Below are 17,944 nucleotides of genomic sequence, written 5' to 3'. Positions count from 1 at the left end.
CAACCTTTAAGATTAAGGGATTTCAACGAATCTATTTCCATACTATCCACATTAAGCAAATACTATTTTTACTTCAAATGTGACTTAATCTTCTCTTTAACTGCTTCAGTTGAAATACCATATCGATCATGCAAAGTTGGTAATGCGCCTGCATCTAAAAATGCATCTGGCAAACCAATCATGTCAAAACGAGGATGTTGCCCATTTCTTAGAAGTAGTGAGCCGACAGCTTCTCCTAACCCACCAATCACTGAATGATTTTCGGCAGTTAAAACAGGCCGGCCACCTTTTGCGACTTCATCCAAAATAGTTTGTTCATCTAGAGGCTTAATAGTCGGTACATGTAGCACTGAAACCTCAATGCCCTCTTTTTCAAGTTCTTCAGCTGCCTCAAGCGCACGCATGGTCAATAAACCAGTGGAAATAATGAGTAAATCTTTACCCGGTTTAATCACCTGTGCCTTACCCAATTTAAACTGGTAATTATATTTATCGAGCACTAACGGAACTTGTCCACGCAATAAACGCATATATACGGGGCCATTATGCGCGGCAATCTGAGGAATCGCCTGTTCGATTTCCAAGGCATCACATGGATCGATAACCATCAAGTTCGGCATAGCACGGAAAATTGCAATATCATCTGTTGCCTGATGACTTGGGCCATAGCCCGTGGTTAACCCCGGGAGTGCTGCCACAATTTTGACATTAAGGTTATCTTCTGCAATCGCCATACAAATAAAGTCATAGGCACGGCGTGATGCAAACACGGCATAAGTTGTTGCAAAAGGAACAAATCCTTCACGAGCAAGTCCTGCTGCTGCGCTCATCAAAAGTTGTTCTGCCATGCCCATTTGGAAAAACTTGTCTGGGTTTTCTTTAGCGAAAATATGTAGATCGGTGTATTTAGATAAATCTGCTGATAACCCCACAATATCGTCACGCTCTTTTGCCAAGGCATTCAGTGCATGTCCAAATGGTGCGGGTTTGGTCGGTTGGCCCTCGGCAGCAATAGAAGCAATCATTGCCGAAGTGGTTAGTTTTTTCTTAGGAGGATTGGCTAACTGGCTCATGGTATATTCCTTACTGTCCGTAGTGGGTCAAAATATTTAAAGCGTCGTCCCACTCATGTTCATCAACACGAATGAAGTGAGTTTTTTCGCGGCTTTCCAAGAACGACACGCCTTTACCCATTTTGGTGTCACAAATAATGACGCGTGGGCATGTTCCCTCATAGTTTCGTGCTTGATCGAATGCCTCAAGCAAAGCTTCCATGTTGTTGCCATCTACACGTTGGGTGTACCAACCAAATGACTGCCAACGATCAACAATTGGCTCAAACGCTAAAATTTCGCTGGAATGTCCATCTGCCTGCTGATTATTCACATCAATGATGGCAATCAAGTTATCTAGTTTCCAATGAGAAGCAGACATCACAGCCTCCCATGTTGAGCCTTCATTTAGCTCCCCATCGGACAGTAAGTTATAGACAAAAGCATCCGACTTTTTCTGTTTCAGCCCTAGACATGCACCAACTGCAATTCCAAGACCATGACCCAATGAGCCACCTGTAATTTCCATACCCGGTGTGTAAGAAGCCATACCCGACATCGGTAGACGACTGTCATCTGCACCGTAGGTTTCAAGTTCTTCAAGTGGGATAATTTTTGCTTCGATTAAGGCTGCATAGAGTGCAATTGCATAGTGCCCAATAGAAAGATAAAAACGGTCACGCCCTTCCCATTCGGGGTTTTCTGGCTGATATTTCATCGCATGGAAATAAGATACTGCCAGTAGATCTGCTGCACCCAAAGCTTGCCCAACATAGCCTTGGCCTTGTACTTGTCCCATACGTAAAGCATGCTGGCGAATGTGGTAGGCACGTTGTTGCAACTCGGCAATTTGGCCTGCTTTATCAACATTTAACATTGTCATTTACTATTCCTTATTAACGATTGACCAGTTTTGCCGGAACACGCAGAACCAGACTGGCACCGAAAATTAATACTGCTGTGATTAAGAACATGCCGATTGCATTTGAACCCGTGTTAGTAGTAATCCAACCAATTAAATACGGCGAGCAAAATCCGGCAAGGTTGGCAAAGCTATTGACGGCTGCAATACCTGCTGCTGCGGAAACACCACCCAAAAAGTTGGTCGGTAACATCCAGAATAAAGAGGATGCCGTCAGCACACCTGAGGCTGCGATGCAAAGGCAAATTAAAGAGAGCGTTAGATTTGAAGCGAATAAAGTCGCAAATGTGAGTGCTATAGCACCTGCACACATCGGAATAATTAAGTGCCAGCGGCGTTCTTGGAAATGGTCGCCGCTACGCCCCGCCAAAATCATGACCACAATGGCACACATATAAGGCAGGCTTGTGAGCAAACCAATATGCCAGTTATCACTAATGCCCGAGTTACGAATGAGAGTTGGCAACCAAAATGTAATTGCGTATTGGCCCATCACTACACAAAAGTAGATACCTGCCAGTAGCCATAACCGTTTATCTGCGATGAACTCTTTGACGCTAGCATGGCCTTCTTTGTGCTGGTTATCCTGAGCAAGCTCTTGCTTCACCAAGTTTTTTTCGTCTTGGGTTAGCCAGTTGGCTTCTTGAACTGAATCTTTTAAAACAGCAAGTACAAGCAAGCCAACAAGCACTGTGGGAATAGCCTCAATTACAAACATCCACTGCCAGCCAAACCAGCCATGTACGCCGCTCATTCGGTCCATGATTAAGCCTGAAAGTGGGCCACCAATCATTCCCGAAATTGGAATCGCGATAAACCACAGTACGGTCATGCGTGCGCGGCGGTAAGATGGGAACCAGTAAGTGAGGTAGAGCAACAAACCCGGAGCTAGTCCAGCTTCGGCGACACCCAGTAAAAAACGTAAGGTGTAAAATTGCCATTCGGTTTGGACAAAGGCAAAACAGCCTGACAAAATGCCCCATGTAATAATGATACGGGCAATCCAACGTCTTGCGCCTACCTTGTGAAGTACAATGTTACTTGGTACTTCACAAAGAAAATAACCAATAAAGAAAATCCCTGCGCCTAGCCCATATACAGCTTCACTAAACTGTAAATCGCTCATCATTTGTAGCTTGGCAAAACCCACATTTACCCGATCTAAATAGGCACAAAAATAACAAAGCATTAAAAATGGCATGAGCCGAAATGCAATTTTTCGATACGCCGATTTACGAACTGTTGTATCTACTTCAGATGAAAATACTGTATCCATCATGCGAATCCCTTTACATTTGGCCACAGTATCCTCTTGTGACCATCATTCTATTTTTATTTAAATGGTGAGCGATTAATGAATAAGCATGCCACCATTTACATCGAGTGTTACACCAGTCAAATAAGCTGACAGGTCACTTGCCAAAAATAGTGCTGCATTTGCAACGTCTTGTGCTTTACCTAAACGGCCAAGCGGAATACCAGCCAGAATGTCGTGACGACGGTCATCATTCATTAAACCGCCAGTAATATCAGTCTGAATTAGACCGGGAGTAAGAGAATTTACACGAATCTGGTCACTACCAAACTCACGAGCCATCGCTTTTGCCAGACCTAACACGCCTGCTTTAGCAGCGCTATAGTGTGGCCCGCCAAAAATACCACCGCCGCGTTGTGCTGAAACTGAAGATAGGCACACAATGCTTCCACCACCGTTTGCTTTCATAGATGGAATAACCGCTTGCGACATAATCAGTGTTCCGCGTAGGCTGACATCTAAAACACGGTCATAGTCATTGCGTTGAATATCAAGTGTTTTGATAGGCTGAGTAATGCCCGCATTGTTAATTAAAATATCAATCTTTCCATAGTGCTGTAGCGCTTGTTCAACAGCAGCTTTGACCTGCTCTTCATTTGCAACATTGGCAGCAAGACCCATATGTCCTTCACCAAGTGCCTTTGCAGCGTTTTGGCTTTGAACAAGATCTAAATCAACAATAATGACTTTGGCACCTTGTTGTGCAAAGATTTCTGCGGTTGCTCGCCCAATTCCACGTTCTGATGCTGCACCCGTAATTAATGCCACTTTTCCTTGTAGTAACATGTTCAATCCTCTTTTACCCTTTATTTCCTTAGTTCTGACTTAGAATCTCTTTTTTCACAAAGCCCAGCAATCATGTCGAATTCAACAAGACATGAAAAAAATTCATGCCTATGCTATTTTTAAATAAGTTTTAGGGATAAAACCGGATCATTTCATGGATAGTAGTGAAAACAATTTCAACCAAATGCCCTCAATTAAAACATTACAGGCTTTTGAACAAACCGCTCGTTTCGGCAATGTTGCCAAGGCAGCCGAGCATTTGAATCTCACGCCTTCAGCAGTGAGTCACCAAATTGCTAAGCTTGAAGAAATGATTGGGCAGAGTTTATTTATTCGTGGTGCACGTGGTGTGACGCTTACTCCTTCAGGTGAACGCTATTTTCAAGATGTCACCACCATTTTGCATAACCTGATGTTAGCCACTGAAAAAGCTGCCGATAAAAGCCCGAAAGACAGTTTATATATTCATTCATCCCCAAGTTTTGGTTTGCTTTGGTTGCTCCCTCGCCTCGAGTCATTTAAAGAAAAGTTCCCCATGATTCAAGTCAACTTGTCATGTTCTTATGAAAATTTGCACTTTACCCGCGATAAGATCGACATTGATATTCGTCATGGTTTACCCAACTGGACAGGGGTAGAAATCAGAACGATTCGGAATGAAAAACTAGAAGTGCTTGCATCTCCTAAGCTACTTGAACGCAGTCCGGTACATAAGCCTCAAGATTTATTAAAAAAAGAACTGATTTTATCGCGCTCAACCTTAATCACTTGGCCGCAGTGGTTTGCCCATCAGGGTTTAAGCATTCCAGAGTTCCCCTACACTTTGAGTTTTGACCGCTCTTATATGTCACTTGAAGCAGCTACACACGGACTAGGTTTTGTTTTAGAAAGTAATTTGCTTACCCAAAATTATTTGGAATCTGGAAAATTAGTTAGAGTTTTTGCAGATGAGCTATCGGTTCCTATCTCTGCTCATCACTTGGTATATCCACGGACCCATCAGTTTATTCCTAAAATTGAGCTGTTTTTAAACTGGATTCATGATGAGTTGGCGGATTGAGAAAGTAATTTTTAAATGATTTGAATTTGCTCAGCTCGTAAGTGATGCATCATCTCTCGAACAAATACAAAGTAGGTAAAAACATAAACCTGATCTGGAGCTACTTGATTCGTGTAGTAACTCAAACGCTCAATAAAATCATTGAATCCATGCTCAAGCTCAATACGACTGATTTTCTTTTTTGCACTAAAAAATAACTCACTGAGTTGTGTCATGCCTGCATCAGACGTAACAGCTACACCACTTGTCTTTAAATTTCTGAGAGGTTTTGACTCGATGATTTCTTCAATAAAATAAATCATCTTTTCGATAGCCAGCTCATCAATCACACCATAGCGAATGCTTTTTGCATTAACAAAACCCAAGCCCTGCTCAATTTGAATGTGCTGGTTGTCTAAGGCAAATGACATACCATTAAGACCAAGCGAAAATTTTAAAACCGAGTCGAGATGAGTCATAAAAATAGCTTACCGTTGAGTTTTACTAATAGGATTAGTGCCAGCTTATTCAATACTTAGCGTTAACAGCGCTAATCATCATTAACACTATATATAATAAAAAACTCTTTAAAAAGACGAAAATTCAATCTTATATTCGTCCAGTCTTACTATTAAAAAATAGAGTATAAACATGAAAAAATTAGTAATTTTAAGTTTCATAGTCTGTAGCTTTGCGCAAATTACAAATGCAGCAACATTAAATGTAAAACCTTATGGCACGACTCAAGACGGTCAAAAAGTTGATCTATACACCATGAGTAATAATAAGGGAGTCTCAGTTTCTTTTATTAGCTTCGGTGGTGTAATTACCCAGATTTTAACTCCCGATGCACAAGGTAAACAAAATAATATTGTTTTGGGCTTTGATGACCTAAAAGGTTATGAAGTCACTGATACCAAGGAAGGTATTCATTTTGGCGGATTAATTGGTCGTTATGCGAACCGGATTGGTAATGCTAAATTTAGCTTAGATGGGAAAACGTATAATCTTGAAAAAAATAATGGCCCGAACTCATTACATAGCGGCAATCCTGGTTTTGATAAACGTGTTTGGCAAGTTAAACCCCTCATTTCTAAAGGTGAAACCGTTAAAGCGTCTCTGAAGTTAACCAGTCCAAATGGTGATCAAGGTTTTCCCGGAAAATTAGATGTGGAAGTAATCTACAGTCTTTCAGATCAAAATGAATTCAAGATTGAATATAAAGCCAAAACTGATCAGCCTACAGTCGTCAACCTCACCAACCACAGCTATTTCAACTTATCAGGCGCTGGGAACAATCCTTATGGCGTGCTAGATCATGTGGTACAACTCAATGCAGACCGTATATTGGTAACCGATCAAAACTCTTTACCAACAGGTGAAATTGCTTCAGTTGCAGGAACACCTTTTGATTTTCGGATGCCTAAGGCGATTGTGAAAGATATTCGAGCGAATAATCAGCAATTGGCCTATGGATATGGCTATGACCAAACTTGGGTAATTAATCAAAAGTCTCAAGGGAAACTCAATCTTGCGGCTGTTGTAGTTGATCCAAAATCTAAACGAACAATGCAGGTTTTAACCACTGAACCAAGTGTCCAAATGTATACAGCCAATCATTTATTAGGAAATATTGTTGGCGCAAATGGCGTGCTCTATCGGCAAGCAGACGCGCTAGCATTAGAAACACAGCATTTTCCAGATAGCCCGAATCAACCGGCTTTCCCGTCTACACGTTTAAACCCAAATCAAACTTATAACAGTGTTACCGTATTTAAGTTTGGTGTTCAAAAATAGTCTTTCTAATGAGGCTATGTTCATATTAAAAAGACTCTCAGCTGAATATGGCTGAGAGTCTTTTCATTTATTTAACTTTTGTGTTTGGTAAAAGTGCTGTTGCAAAACCAAGTAATGGCAACAATGAACATAAACCAAATACCCATTCAATGCCGTTAATATCCGCTAAATGCCCTAGCCCCGCTGCGGCAATACCACTTACCCCAAACATAAGGCCAAACATTAAACCTGCAATCATGCCTACACGGCCCGGAACAGCTTCTTGTGCATAAACCACCATCGCTGCAAAAGCAGATGACAACACCAAACCTGCAATAATTGAGAAAACCGTTGTCCAAAATAAGTTTGAATACGGCATCATTAATGCAAACGGCGCCATGCCAACAAATGAAACCCAGATCACAGCTTTACGGCCGATCTTATCACCAATTGGGCCACCCGCAAATGTGCCTACAGCCACAGCTGCCAAAAAAGCAAATAAGTGTAATTGAGCTGTTTGAATACTAATATGGAACTTTTGAATTAAATAAAAAGTAAAATAGTTACTAATGCTGGCAATGTAAGTAAATTTAGCAAACATCAACACACTAATTGTGCCCAAGGCGATAATGAGCTTACGGCCATGCAATTTGGTATGTGCTTGCGTAGCACGTGTAACCACCTGACTTTTAGCATGGTTTACTGTCCAGCGGCTTACACCGAATAAAACCCAAATCGCTAAAAGTGCAAATATCACCAAGCCCGCAACTGCATGCTGCCCAAATGGAACAATTAATAATGCTGCTAATAATGGACCAATGGCAGTACCTGTATTTCCGCCCACTTGGAAAGTCGACTGAGCTGTACCGAAGCGCCCACCCGATGCCATACGCGCCACACGCGAAGCTTCTGGATGAAAGGTGGCAGACCCTACCCCAATCAGTGCAGATGCACATAACAACACGGCAAAACTTGGCGAAAAGGCTAACAAGATAATGCCGCAGAATGTGACGACCATTCCGAGTGGGAGAAGATACGGTTTTGGATGTTTATCGGTATAAAGTCCAATCCAAGGCTGTAGCAGCGAACCTGTGATTTGATATACAAATGAGATCAGGCCAACCTCCGCAAAACTCAACGAAAAGTTTGCTTTTAGCATTGGATAAATAGCGGGTAGCACTGCTTGAATTAAATCATTCAGTAAATGTGCGACTGCCACAGCGCCTACAATTTTAATAATCATTCCTTGAGGCTGATCATTTGCAACGGTATTGGCAATACCATCTTTCAATTGTATTGAAGACGTCATACCTGAAAAACTCCAATATTTTAAGTAAGATGTTTATTGTAAATTGTCGCTTATAAAGTTATCTTCCAATAATCATCGTATAAGTGACAATTTTTTAGGATAGTTTATGTCCGATTCTCTTATTCAGTCTGATTTGTCTGAACTTGTGATTGGGCTATCTTCTGAGCATGCTTACCGAGAAATCACGCCTACCCATACACATACACGTGCGCAGTTTTTATATGCATCAACAGGGAACATTCAGGTGTTTACGCCCAATCATGTCTGGATTGTGCCGCCGATGTGTGCATTATGGATTCCAGCCCATGTAGAGCACAGCGTGATTTCACTGAGTCACGTAAAGTTAAATACGGCGTTAGTTGAAGTAAATGCTGCTGCTCTAATGGGACAAGATTGTTTTATTATTCGGGTAAGCAATCTGTTGCATGAGCTTTTGATTCGTTTAAATGAAATTGAACGAGAAGACACGCCAAATACAGCAACATCTCAAGAACTTTCCCATTCTTTACAAATTTTGATTTTTGAAGAAATTCATCGAGCCAATTTGTTACCTATTCAAATTCCATGGCCGAAAGACAAAAGACTATTAAAAATTTGCCAAGAGTTATTACATACTCCTGACCATTCAAAAGATTTGACAGATTGGGCTGATGAAATTGGTGCGAGTTCCAGAACTCTAATGCGCATGTTCCAAAAAGAAACAGGGCTGTCGTATCGGGCATGGTTGCAACAAATGCATATTGCACTTGCGTTAAGTAAAATTGCGAATGGTGAATCTATTGCTCAAGTTTCAGAGTCGCTGGGGTACACAAACCCCAGCGCGTTCAGTGCGATGTTTAAGCGACACCTAGGAAAAACACCTCAGCAGTTTAGAAGTGCCGCGATGTCGCTATAAGTCTTTTTTTTAGTGCGGATCTCATGCTTTTCGAGCAAATCATCAAAATCGTGGTAGACATGAAGCTCACGATCTTTAGCTGTTCTGGCATGATCTAATCGTTGTTCAGGGTCAACTAGAACAAGCGTATGACCATCATCAATGAGACGATCTACCCCTTCTAAGAACATACGTTTACCCACATCGTGGATAAGTGAAATCTGAGTTAAATCAATAACAATTGTGCTTTGGTCAATGGTCTCATCTTGCAAAATACGCAACAACATTTCAGCTTCAGTAAATTTCAATACGCCACGAAGCACATACACACTTAATGATGCGTCTTTTCCTGTGCGATAATGACTTTGTACAATCGTTTGTGCAGAAGGTGTACCTTCCATGAGATGTAATCCCATGTCACGAGATAATCGCTCTAAAATATCGATACCTCGAATACTATGCCCATGCTCATCTAAACGAGGTGAAAAAGCAGCAATACTCACCTGACCTGGCAGCACACCTAAAATACCGCCTGCTACACCACTCTTAGCAGGAATACCTACAGTCGACAGCCAGTCACCTGCGGCATCATACATACCACAGCTCATCATGACACTGAGTACTTGTCTAACCACAGATCGGTTTAACAAACGCTTTCCAGTTTTAGGGTCGACCCCACCATTGGCAAGTACACTGCCCATACGTACCAAGTCTTTAACTGTAACCATGATCGCACATTGGCGAATATAGCCATTCACGATATCTACAGGGTCAGTTTCCAAAATCCCAACAGTTCGCAACATATAACCGATCGAAAGATTACGGTAGGCAGTTTTAACTTCCGAATCATAAACAGACTCATCAAAACTTAATTCACGCCCTGCAAGCTCACTCATAAAACGGCGTAGAATTTCTGCACTATGTAAACCATGTTTGACCTGAATCAAAGAATGTACAGTAATTGCGCCAGAGTTAATCATCGGGTTTTTCGGGCGTCCGTCTTTACCCAATGAAATTTCATTGAAGGCTTCCCCCGATGGCTCTACCCCTACTTTCGTAAGTACTGCATCAATGCCAAGTTGTTGTAAAACATAGGCATATACAAAAGGTTTAGAAATCGACTGTATGGTGAATTCGACATCATCATCACCAACCGAATAAATTTCGCCATCTACCGTAGACATTGCTAAAGCTAATCGATCTGGGTTTGCATTTGCCAACTCAGGAATATAATCGGCGAGATGACCACTGTTGTCGATGTCACAGGCTTCTATAACATTTGCCAAATATTCTGGGAGAGGGGTTTTCATGGTCAGTAACCTTAAATGAGGAGATTCACAACATCGCGCAAAATTTCAGCACAACCTGCTGATAATATTAAAATTATATCTTTTGTAATGATTTAAATATCACGCTACAAGTATTGTAATTGCTATGTCTTATTCATTTCAAGCTCATTATAGATTTTTCAAAACTTTAAACTGAAGATTAGCTTATTCTTTCTACAAATAAGATTCCATTTAAATGATCGACTTCATGTTGAACAATGCGAGCTGGAAAACCATGAAAAATTGTTTCAACAGCCTCCCGCTTAAGCGTTAAGTATTTGACCTTGACCATTTCTGCACGCTCAACTTGTCCACGCTCATCTGGCACACTTAAACAACCTTCTTCACCCAAAAGCGTTTCATTTGAGAACTCTAAAATTTCAGGATTTACCATCACCACAGCATCCATTTCAGGTGCATCGGGATAACGTGGATTTGGACGAGATGCCACAATAATGACGCGTTTAGAGATATAAACTTGCGGTGCAGCAATCCCCACCCCATTGCGTTCAAGCATGGTTGCTTGCATAGCAGCAGCAAGCTGATAAAGCCAATCACTGTTTAACTCATTTGCCGAGACAGGAGCTGCAATCAGTTTCAAAATATCTTCACCACGTTTTGCGACTGGTAAAACTACACTCATCCTTTGAATCTCTCTATTAAACTGGCTAGACGAGTTTTATTATTTCGCTGAACGACTCAAAAGAAAAGTCATTCCTACATCTGTTTTTGTTTCATCTAATACATTTTTTGTTTTAAAGCCTTTTTATTTGAGTAATGAAAATCTAACCTTCTTGATAGAACAAATTTCCTCCATTTACTTTTACTTCACTTTTCCATTAATATCCAAACTTCAATTACAACAATTAAGTAAAAAAATGGATCAGGACTTAACTTTGCAGGATGCGAACTATCTTAATAAAGAAGATAAACGAACGCTGGCCCTTTCTTCATTGGGTGGCGCTTTAGAGTTTTATGATTTTGTGATTTATGTCTTTTACGCCAAAATCATTTCCGACCTTTTTTTCCCAAGCACACTCAGCCCATTTTGGGCCATGCTTAACACTTACGGCATTTTCGCAGCAGGTTACTTTTTTAGGCCATTAGGTGGGGTTGTCATGGCCCATTTTGGTGATCTGGTCGGGCGTAAAAAACTTTTTTCACTTTCTATTTTACTGATGGCACTGCCTACCCTGTTTATCGGGATTTTGCCTACCTTTGAAAATATTGGGTATTTGGCACCGCTACTTTTATTGCTTATGCGAGTGGTACAAGGGATTGCGATTGGGGGTGAAATTCCAGCCGCATGGACCTTTGTGTCTGAACATGTACCTGAAAGAAAAATCGGACTGGCAAATGGTTTACTCACTGCCGGACTGTCTCTAGGAATTTTACTAGGTGCGCTCATGTCTCTATGGATTTCACTGAATTTTAGTGAAGGACAAATCCATGACTGGGCATGGCGTATTCCTTTCATTGCAGGTGGTATTTTTGGTCTGGTTGCACTTTATTTACGGACTTATTTAAAAGAAACACCTGTGTTTAAAGCCATGCAGGCTCGTAAAGAAATTTCAAAAGAAATGCCAGTCAAGCAAGTGTTAAAAACGCATAAAACAGCCGTTGCGATTGGTATGTTATTTACGTGGTTTTTAACTGGCTGTGTGGTGGTGGTGATTTTAGCCATGCCGAATTTATTGATTGGTTCATTTGGCTTTGAGCGCGCACAGACTTTTGAAATGCAAAGTGCAGCTATTGTCATGCAAATGGTCGGTTGTATTTTGGCAGGCTATTTTGCTGACCGTTATGGTTGTGGCAAAGTGATGATGGTCGGTGCGCTTGCCGTTGCACTCACAGCAGCAGTTTTTTATAACAGTTTAGGACATGCCGCACATTCAACCATTTTTGGTTTATATATGTTGTTGGGCCTATGCTCAGGTACGGTTGGCATGGTTTCGAGCAGTATGGTCAAAATGTTCCCCGCGCCTGTGCGTTTCTCGGGCATTTCATTTTCTTATAATTTGTCATATGCGATTGTTGGCGGTATGACACTGCCTCTCGTTCATTGGCTCAGTCAATATAGTGATATTGGTGCGATGTATTATATTTTCGCGCTCACCATTTTGGCCTTTGTAACTGCCTTTGTGTTTTGGAATAAGTTCGAAAAAAACAGGTATTAAACGCTTTAACTTATTAAATAAAAAACCACGCTGATTGCGTGGTTTTTTAATGCTGCTTACTTTAGAAAGTAAAGCCGATATTAAAGTTAATACGGTATAGCCATTTATCGCTGTTTGGCGAGGTTGCAGAGGTATAACCCGTTGAGTTTGTAGAACCACCAATAATGTTGGAGTTTTTACCCCACGTATAATCTGCCCAAACCATAAATGGTGAAGCTATAAACATCATACCTGTGGTATTCATTTGCGAATCTGACCAATCATCGCGTTTTTTATCGAGATAACTATAGTCATTATAAAACTTAATAGCTTTTAGCTTGCCCATATTGGTGACGGGCAATGTATAGGCAAGGTTTAAACTGGCAATCGTTCCTTCCGAAGCAATGAAATAAGCAGGTGTAAAACCATTATTGCCCATTAAGGTCATGTCACTATTTACACCATCCGGATTTTTCGCATCGTATTGATAGTGAATGACCGAACTTTGTAAATTAAAGCGATTGTAATTATTTTCAGTATGCAAACCGACTGCATAATATTTGCCGTCTTTATCAGTCACTTTGTTATGTAACTGTGCAATTGCACCCGATACGCCAAACTCTTGCTTACCGAAATCAGTTTCTAACTTGCGCACAATACGGGTATTCATCTGATTGCGTTTTTCATTTTGATAGGCTTTTTGAGATGGAAATGCATTTCCTGCCAAGTCATCATAAGTTGCACTTTCAGGTGAATAGCGCAAATTGGTCTCAAGCATTTGCGGGTAATAGCCGAGTTTTACATCCCAGTCTTTGTCGTGATAATTCCAGTTAAGTCCCGGTGCAATATTATTGCCATAACCTAAAAAGAATGGAATGTGGTAAGTCCAACCATTTTGTGGATAGGGATAAATCGTAAAAGGTTTATAAACCAAACCTGCTTCAATGCTGTTATTGGCATTTAAGTTATAACCCACATAGGCTTTTTCAATGGCAGTTTTCTGTTGATCTTGAAACAGATAGCTGGCGTTGATGTAAGCATCATCAAACTTACCTTTCAGATCAACTCTGAACACGTCGAAATAGAGCTTACCAAAACCACGGTTTGGTCCTTCCCAATCTTCATAACGTTGATTTAACCGAACCACCCCACCCAACTTTAATGACTCAGTTCCATCATCACTCTTCCACTCAAGTAATGAATCTTTTGCAAAAGCATTGACGCTTACCCCCAGCGTAAACGGTGCAATGAATGCCATGATCAATGAAGTCTTTTTCATCTCTACATCCTTTATTGAGTTCCAGCGTCCTGCTGGAACTTTATTTGTTTTACCTGTAAAACTTAGTTTTTATTGTTTTTTAGACAAAAAAATTTATCTAAAAAAAGGATGGCTTAGCAGCTCCCATCGCATATGTACTAAACCATCCAAACTGGTTAATACAGTTTCTTTTGCGGTGGACCCGCGAAGTTTAATGGTCCAATCGAGTTCATATCGAGCTCAATCACGGTTGGCCCTTCAAAAGCGACAGCCTCTTGAATAACCGTTTTAAACTCATCTGCACTACCGACTTTCCAGCTTTTCACACCCATTGATTCGCCAAGGAGTTTGTAGTCAGGCGTATGCAGTTCATTGAAATACTGGCGGCCACCGAAGTAATTATTTTGAATGCCACGCATTACGCCATAACCACCATCATTCATAATCATTAAGACCATATTGGTGTTTTCTTGCACCATAGTTGCAATTTCACCAATGCCAAGCATTAAGCCGCCATCGCCGACTAAACCAATTACTTTTTTGTCAGGGTTAGCAACTGAAGCACCGATTGCAGTTGCAAGGCCTAAACCAATTGCACCCGCAAGTGAGTGGATGTTTTGGTTTGGTGCTTGTACAGGAAATAAACGACTACCCCATGTGCTACCCGACATGGTGATGTCTCGTACAAAAATACCGTCTTGAGGTAAAGCTACACGTAAGTGATCACAAATTAATGCGTATTGGTCGATTTGTTTGCGCAGCGCATCGATTGCAGACTGTTTAGCAGCCACTACAGCAGCATCGTAATCAGCATCAACTTTTGAAATGTCTTGAAGCTGTTCTAACACACGTGTTAAGACATCTTTGGCATCGCCACAAATGAAGTTGCGAATTTTGTAATTACGTTGCTGAGCCACTGGGTTGGCATCTACCTGAATAATATTTTCAGGGAATTCAACCGAATAAGTTTTTGTTTCATTACTACGTAAACGAGAACCCACGACTACCATCAAGTCAGCATCTTTTAATAACTGCTCAACACCCGCCGAGTTATGGAAAGCACCTAAGCTACGTGGATGATCATCTGCCAACACCCCACGAGCATGAGTCGATGAAACAACCGGAATACCTAAATCTGCAATTGCTTTCACTTCTGCAATGCTATTTAAAGTTCCACCGCCAACCCAGAAAATCGGACGTTTTGCTTTTTTGATTTCGCTTACAAGAAGGTCAATTTCAGTTTGCTCTGCCTGTGGCAACTCAAGTGCTTTAACTGGCCCAAGATTAAGTGGTAAATCAATTTCTGCTGCCTGCACATCAATCGGCAGCTCAACACTTACCGGTCCCATTGGAACTGTGGTTGCTACACGGATGGCTTCACGAATCACACCAACAGCATTGTCTGGGCTGGTAATACGGAACGCCGCTTTGCTCGATGCACGTAAGAATGTAAGTTGATCTTTGGTTTCATGGATGAAACTTGCATCACGGTCGAGATATTCACGCTCAACTTGACCTGTTAAATGCAATACAGGACTACCTGCATTCATTGCTTCAATGAGTGAACCTACCGCATTACCTGCTCCAGCACCCGTACTGGTTAACGCTACACCTAGGCCTTTAAAGCGTGAGTGTGCATCTGCCATGGTGACCGCACCCGCTTCACCACGGGCTGCGACAAAGCGCATTTTTTCACGGCGCCCTACTGCATCGGCAATCGGTAAATTGTGGATGGAAATAACACCATAAATACTATCAACTTGGTGCGCTTCTAAAACTCTTGCGATTGCTTCGCCTACATTTACACGTTCAGTCATGTCTGTTCCTCAAAATTTGTTTTCAGTCCTTGAATTTATTAATCGCACCAAGGGTTCGACTGTTCATTCAGCCCCATATAAATACTCTTTTGTTGCATGTACGATAAAATGCCCAAACGGCCTTTTTCGCGCCCAATCCCACTGTCTTTAAAGCCACCAAACGGCGCACTAATCGAGAATTTTTTGTAGGTATTAATCCACACCGTTCCCACTTCTAATGCACGTGCAATGCGCCAAGCTTTGCGATAGCTTTCAGTCCAGATACCTGCGGCAAGACCAAAACAACTGTCATTGGCTTGGGCAATTAAATCTTGCTCGTTGTCATATTTCATAACGACTAAAACAGGGCCAAAAATTTCTTCCTGACAGGTTTGAGCACTGTTATTTAAGCCAGTGATAATGGTCGGTAAGTAATAGCTTCCTTTGGCATAGTCACCAGTGGTAAGTGCCTCACCACCAATCAGAACCTGACCACCTTCACTTTTAGCAAGCTGCACATAGCGGTCAACGGACTGCAAATGTTTATCATTGACCAGTGGCCCTAAATGCACACCCGCCTGTTCCGGATGGCCCACACGTAAGCCTTTGGTAATTTCAACCAAACGCATTAAAAACTGATCGTAAAGACTGCTATGAATAAACAAGCGAGAACCTGCAATACACGCTTGGCCTGCTGAGCTAAAAATGCCGTACGCGACACCTTTAGCAGCCAGTTCAACGTCTGCATCTGGCAAAACGATGGTTGGTGACTTACCACCTAACTCAAGCGAAGTGGTAATGAGTTTATCTGCGGCAATGTGTGCCAAATGACGACCCGTAGTTGTTCCACCTGTAAAAGAAATTTTACGAACCAACGGGTGCTGAGCAATCGCATCACCAATGATAGAACCACGCCCAACTAACACACTAAGTAAACCTTTTGGTAAACCTGCTTCTTCAAAAATTTTGGCAAGCTCTAAAGCAATCAGTGAAGTTGCTTCTGCTGGTTTTAACACCACGGCATTTCCTGCTGCCAAAGCTGGAGCAAGCTTTTGAACTTCACTCGCAATTGGAGAGTTCCAAGGGGTAATTGCTGCCACAACACCCACTGGTTCATGCACGCTCATGGTCATAAAGTCTGGAGCACGTTGAGTGGTGAGCTCATCGTTCAGCGTTTCACATGCTGCTGCAACATAGCGTGCAGTTGCGGCAGCGCTCATGACTAAACCGCGAGTTTCGGTTAAAGGCTTACCATTATCGCGTGTTTGTAGTTTCGCTAATTCATCTACACGCGCCTCAATAATGTCTGCAACCTTGTACAGAATACGTGCGCGCTCATGCGGCAAACTATTTCTCCAGCTCGGTTGACGCCAAGCCTGATCCGCTTTTTCAATTGCTTCATTTACATCTTCAAGCGTTGCTGTTGAAAGCTCAGTGTTAACCGACTGATCTGCCGGAAACAGGCTCTGAATAACTGCACCACGGCCTAATCGCCATTCACCTGCAATATAAATTTCCTTTGCCATGATCAAATCCTTCTTAAATCTGTATTGCTTCTACACTATTGCGACAAGCACGAATCACGCTAAGCGCAGCCAACGTTGATGTTTTCGGGTTACTTGGTAACGGCACGCCCACCAGTTCAATGGTCATTTGCCCAAAGCCACCTTCTGCCACAATGGTGTGTTTGTTTTTGTTGATGCTTGGATCAACAGTTAACTCAACCATGGTTTCATCCATACCAAGTCCTGCAAGTGCAATGGTTGCTGCAACGTTGGCATTAGCTGGAAATTTCATGGCAGCTTCACGCGCAGTTCCTGTGAAGAAGACCGTAGGTTCAGCAACATGGTCTAAATCGACCAATTGCTCTGCATAACTACCCTTCCAGCTTTTTGGACTTTTACAGCCTTTGTAAGTGACCTTTTGCAAACCACCTTCTTTGGCCGCAGAAATACCGTCAATACCTGCGATAGCCCCTGCCAGTAAATGCAGATGGGCATCATTTTTTTCAGCAGTTTGTTTAAGCTGAATTAAAAACTCGTTATCAGCCAAAGTACCCACCGAAATCAGACCAATGGTCCAGCCTTTCGCTAAAACTTTTTGAGCATGTTCTTTCACTGCTGCTTGACCTGCCACCTCAATGACATAGTCTGGCTCACCATCACATTGCTCAATATCGGAAATCACCTGAATCTCGGAAGACACTTGTGACTGCACTTTTTCAATGCTGCGAGATGGTACGACAATCCATTTGAGTTGCAGATCTTGAGGCAAATGGGCATATACTTCTGCTGCCATTGCGCCAAAACCAATCATCATCAACTTTTTCATGA

Annotated in this window: 16 protein-coding genes; 4 read left to right on the top strand and 12 right to left on the bottom strand. The window is 41.8% G+C overall.

What is annotated here, in order from left to right:
- Positions 1 to 68: 68 nt before the first annotated feature.
- The 4 genes from ACLCEG_RS15645 to ACLCEG_RS15630 form a co-directional block, all read right to left on the bottom strand.
- Positions 69 to 1,073, bottom strand: a complete 1,005-nt coding sequence (locus tag ACLCEG_RS15645) for a transketolase family protein (RefSeq protein WP_000080243.1) — start codon at positions 1,071 to 1,073, stop codon at positions 69 to 71.
- Positions 1,074 to 1,083: 10 nt separating this feature from the next.
- Positions 1,084 to 1,929, bottom strand: a complete 846-nt coding sequence (locus ACLCEG_RS15640; RefSeq protein ID WP_206235118.1) for a transketolase — start codon at positions 1,927 to 1,929, stop codon at positions 1,084 to 1,086.
- Positions 1,930 to 1,948: 19 nt separating this feature from the next.
- Positions 1,949 to 3,250, bottom strand: coding sequence for an MFS transporter (locus ACLCEG_RS15635; RefSeq protein ID WP_410568232.1), 1,302 nt, complete (start codon positions 3,248 to 3,250; stop codon positions 1,949 to 1,951).
- Positions 3,251 to 3,325: 75 nt separating this feature from the next.
- Positions 3,326 to 4,075: an SDR family NAD(P)-dependent oxidoreductase gene (locus ACLCEG_RS15630; RefSeq protein ID WP_289392034.1), complete on the bottom strand. Its 750-nt coding sequence runs from the start codon at positions 4,073 to 4,075 to the stop codon at positions 3,326 to 3,328.
- A gap of 184 nt (positions 4,076 to 4,259) precedes the next feature.
- Between ACLCEG_RS15630 and ACLCEG_RS15625 the strand changes: the two genes are divergently transcribed.
- Positions 4,260 to 5,135, top strand: coding sequence for a LysR substrate-binding domain-containing protein (locus ACLCEG_RS15625; protein WP_086222335.1), 876 nt, complete (start codon positions 4,260 to 4,262; stop codon positions 5,133 to 5,135).
- Between the two features lie 11 nt (positions 5,136 to 5,146).
- Here the strand turns inward: ACLCEG_RS15625 and ACLCEG_RS15620 are convergent, their stop codons facing one another.
- A complete protein-coding gene (locus tag ACLCEG_RS15620; RefSeq protein ID WP_410568230.1) occupies positions 5,147 to 5,593 on the bottom strand; it encodes a hypothetical protein in 447 nt (148 codons plus the stop codon).
- A 172-nt stretch (positions 5,594 to 5,765) separates the two neighbouring features.
- Between ACLCEG_RS15620 and ACLCEG_RS15615 the strand changes: the two genes are divergently transcribed.
- Positions 5,766 to 6,911, top strand: coding sequence for an aldose epimerase family protein (locus ACLCEG_RS15615; protein WP_410568228.1), 1,146 nt, complete (start codon positions 5,766 to 5,768; stop codon positions 6,909 to 6,911).
- A 67-nt stretch (positions 6,912 to 6,978) separates the two neighbouring features.
- Here the strand turns inward: ACLCEG_RS15615 and ACLCEG_RS15610 are convergent, their stop codons facing one another.
- Positions 6,979 to 8,199 (bottom strand): MFS transporter, encoded by a 1,221-nt coding sequence (locus ACLCEG_RS15610; RefSeq protein WP_410568226.1) that lies wholly within the window; start codon positions 8,197 to 8,199, stop codon positions 6,979 to 6,981.
- Between the two features lie 106 nt (positions 8,200 to 8,305).
- Here ACLCEG_RS15610 and ACLCEG_RS15605 point away from each other — a divergent pair, with 106 nt between their 5' ends.
- Positions 8,306 to 9,094, top strand: a complete 789-nt coding sequence (locus ACLCEG_RS15605; RefSeq protein ID WP_410568224.1) for an AraC family transcriptional regulator — start codon at positions 8,306 to 8,308, stop codon at positions 9,092 to 9,094.
- Here ACLCEG_RS15605 and ACLCEG_RS15600 read toward each other — a convergent pair.
- Both ACLCEG_RS15600 and def read right to left on the bottom strand, forming a co-directional pair.
- On the bottom strand, positions 9,061 to 10,383 hold the full coding sequence (locus ACLCEG_RS15600) for a glutaminase (RefSeq protein ID WP_019456963.1): 1,323 nt from the start codon (positions 10,381 to 10,383) through the stop codon (positions 9,061 to 9,063). The genes ACLCEG_RS15605 and ACLCEG_RS15600 overlap by 34 nt on opposite strands.
- A 178-nt stretch (positions 10,384 to 10,561) precedes the next feature.
- Positions 10,562 to 11,044, bottom strand: coding sequence for a peptide deformylase (gene def / locus ACLCEG_RS15595; RefSeq protein ID WP_410568222.1), 483 nt, complete (start codon positions 11,042 to 11,044; stop codon positions 10,562 to 10,564).
- A gap of 235 nt (positions 11,045 to 11,279) precedes the next feature.
- Here def and ACLCEG_RS15590 point away from each other — a divergent pair, with 235 nt between their 5' ends.
- Positions 11,280 to 12,578: an MFS transporter gene (locus ACLCEG_RS15590; RefSeq protein ID WP_191015504.1), complete on the top strand. Its 1,299-nt coding sequence runs from the start codon at positions 11,280 to 11,282 to the stop codon at positions 12,576 to 12,578.
- 61 nt (positions 12,579 to 12,639) lie between these two features.
- On the opposite strand, the gene ACLCEG_RS15585 is transcribed toward ACLCEG_RS15590, so the two are convergent.
- The 4 genes from ACLCEG_RS15585 to ACLCEG_RS15570 form a co-directional block, all read right to left on the bottom strand.
- Positions 12,640 to 13,836 carry a hypothetical protein gene (locus ACLCEG_RS15585; RefSeq protein ID WP_410568220.1) on the bottom strand — a complete coding sequence of 399 codons (1,197 nt, stop codon included), beginning with the start codon at positions 13,834 to 13,836 and terminating at the stop codon, positions 12,640 to 12,642.
- A 155-nt stretch (positions 13,837 to 13,991) separates the two neighbouring features.
- Positions 13,992 to 15,632 carry a thiamine pyrophosphate-binding protein gene (locus tag ACLCEG_RS15580; protein ID WP_410568218.1) on the bottom strand — a complete coding sequence of 547 codons (1,641 nt, stop codon included), beginning with the start codon at positions 15,630 to 15,632 and terminating at the stop codon, positions 13,992 to 13,994.
- A gap of 38 nt (positions 15,633 to 15,670) precedes the next feature.
- On the bottom strand, positions 15,671 to 17,137 hold the full coding sequence (locus ACLCEG_RS15575) for an aldehyde dehydrogenase (protein WP_410568216.1): 1,467 nt from the start codon (positions 17,135 to 17,137) through the stop codon (positions 15,671 to 15,673).
- Between the two features lie 13 nt (positions 17,138 to 17,150).
- The gene (locus ACLCEG_RS15570; RefSeq protein WP_410568214.1) at positions 17,151 to 17,942 is read right to left on the bottom strand and encodes an aspartate dehydrogenase; all 792 of its coding nucleotides are present in this window, start codon (positions 17,940 to 17,942) and stop codon (positions 17,151 to 17,153) included.
- Positions 17,943 to 17,944 lie beyond the last annotated feature (2 nt).

Origin of the sequence: Acinetobacter sp. H1(2024) (assembly GCF_046557555.1) — a bacterium.
In the GTDB taxonomy this organism is placed as follows: domain Bacteria; phylum Pseudomonadota; class Gammaproteobacteria; order Pseudomonadales; family Moraxellaceae; genus Acinetobacter; species Acinetobacter seifertii.
Note: the sequence above shows the minus strand (reverse complement) of the source record. Positions and strands in the feature narration are given on the sequence as shown.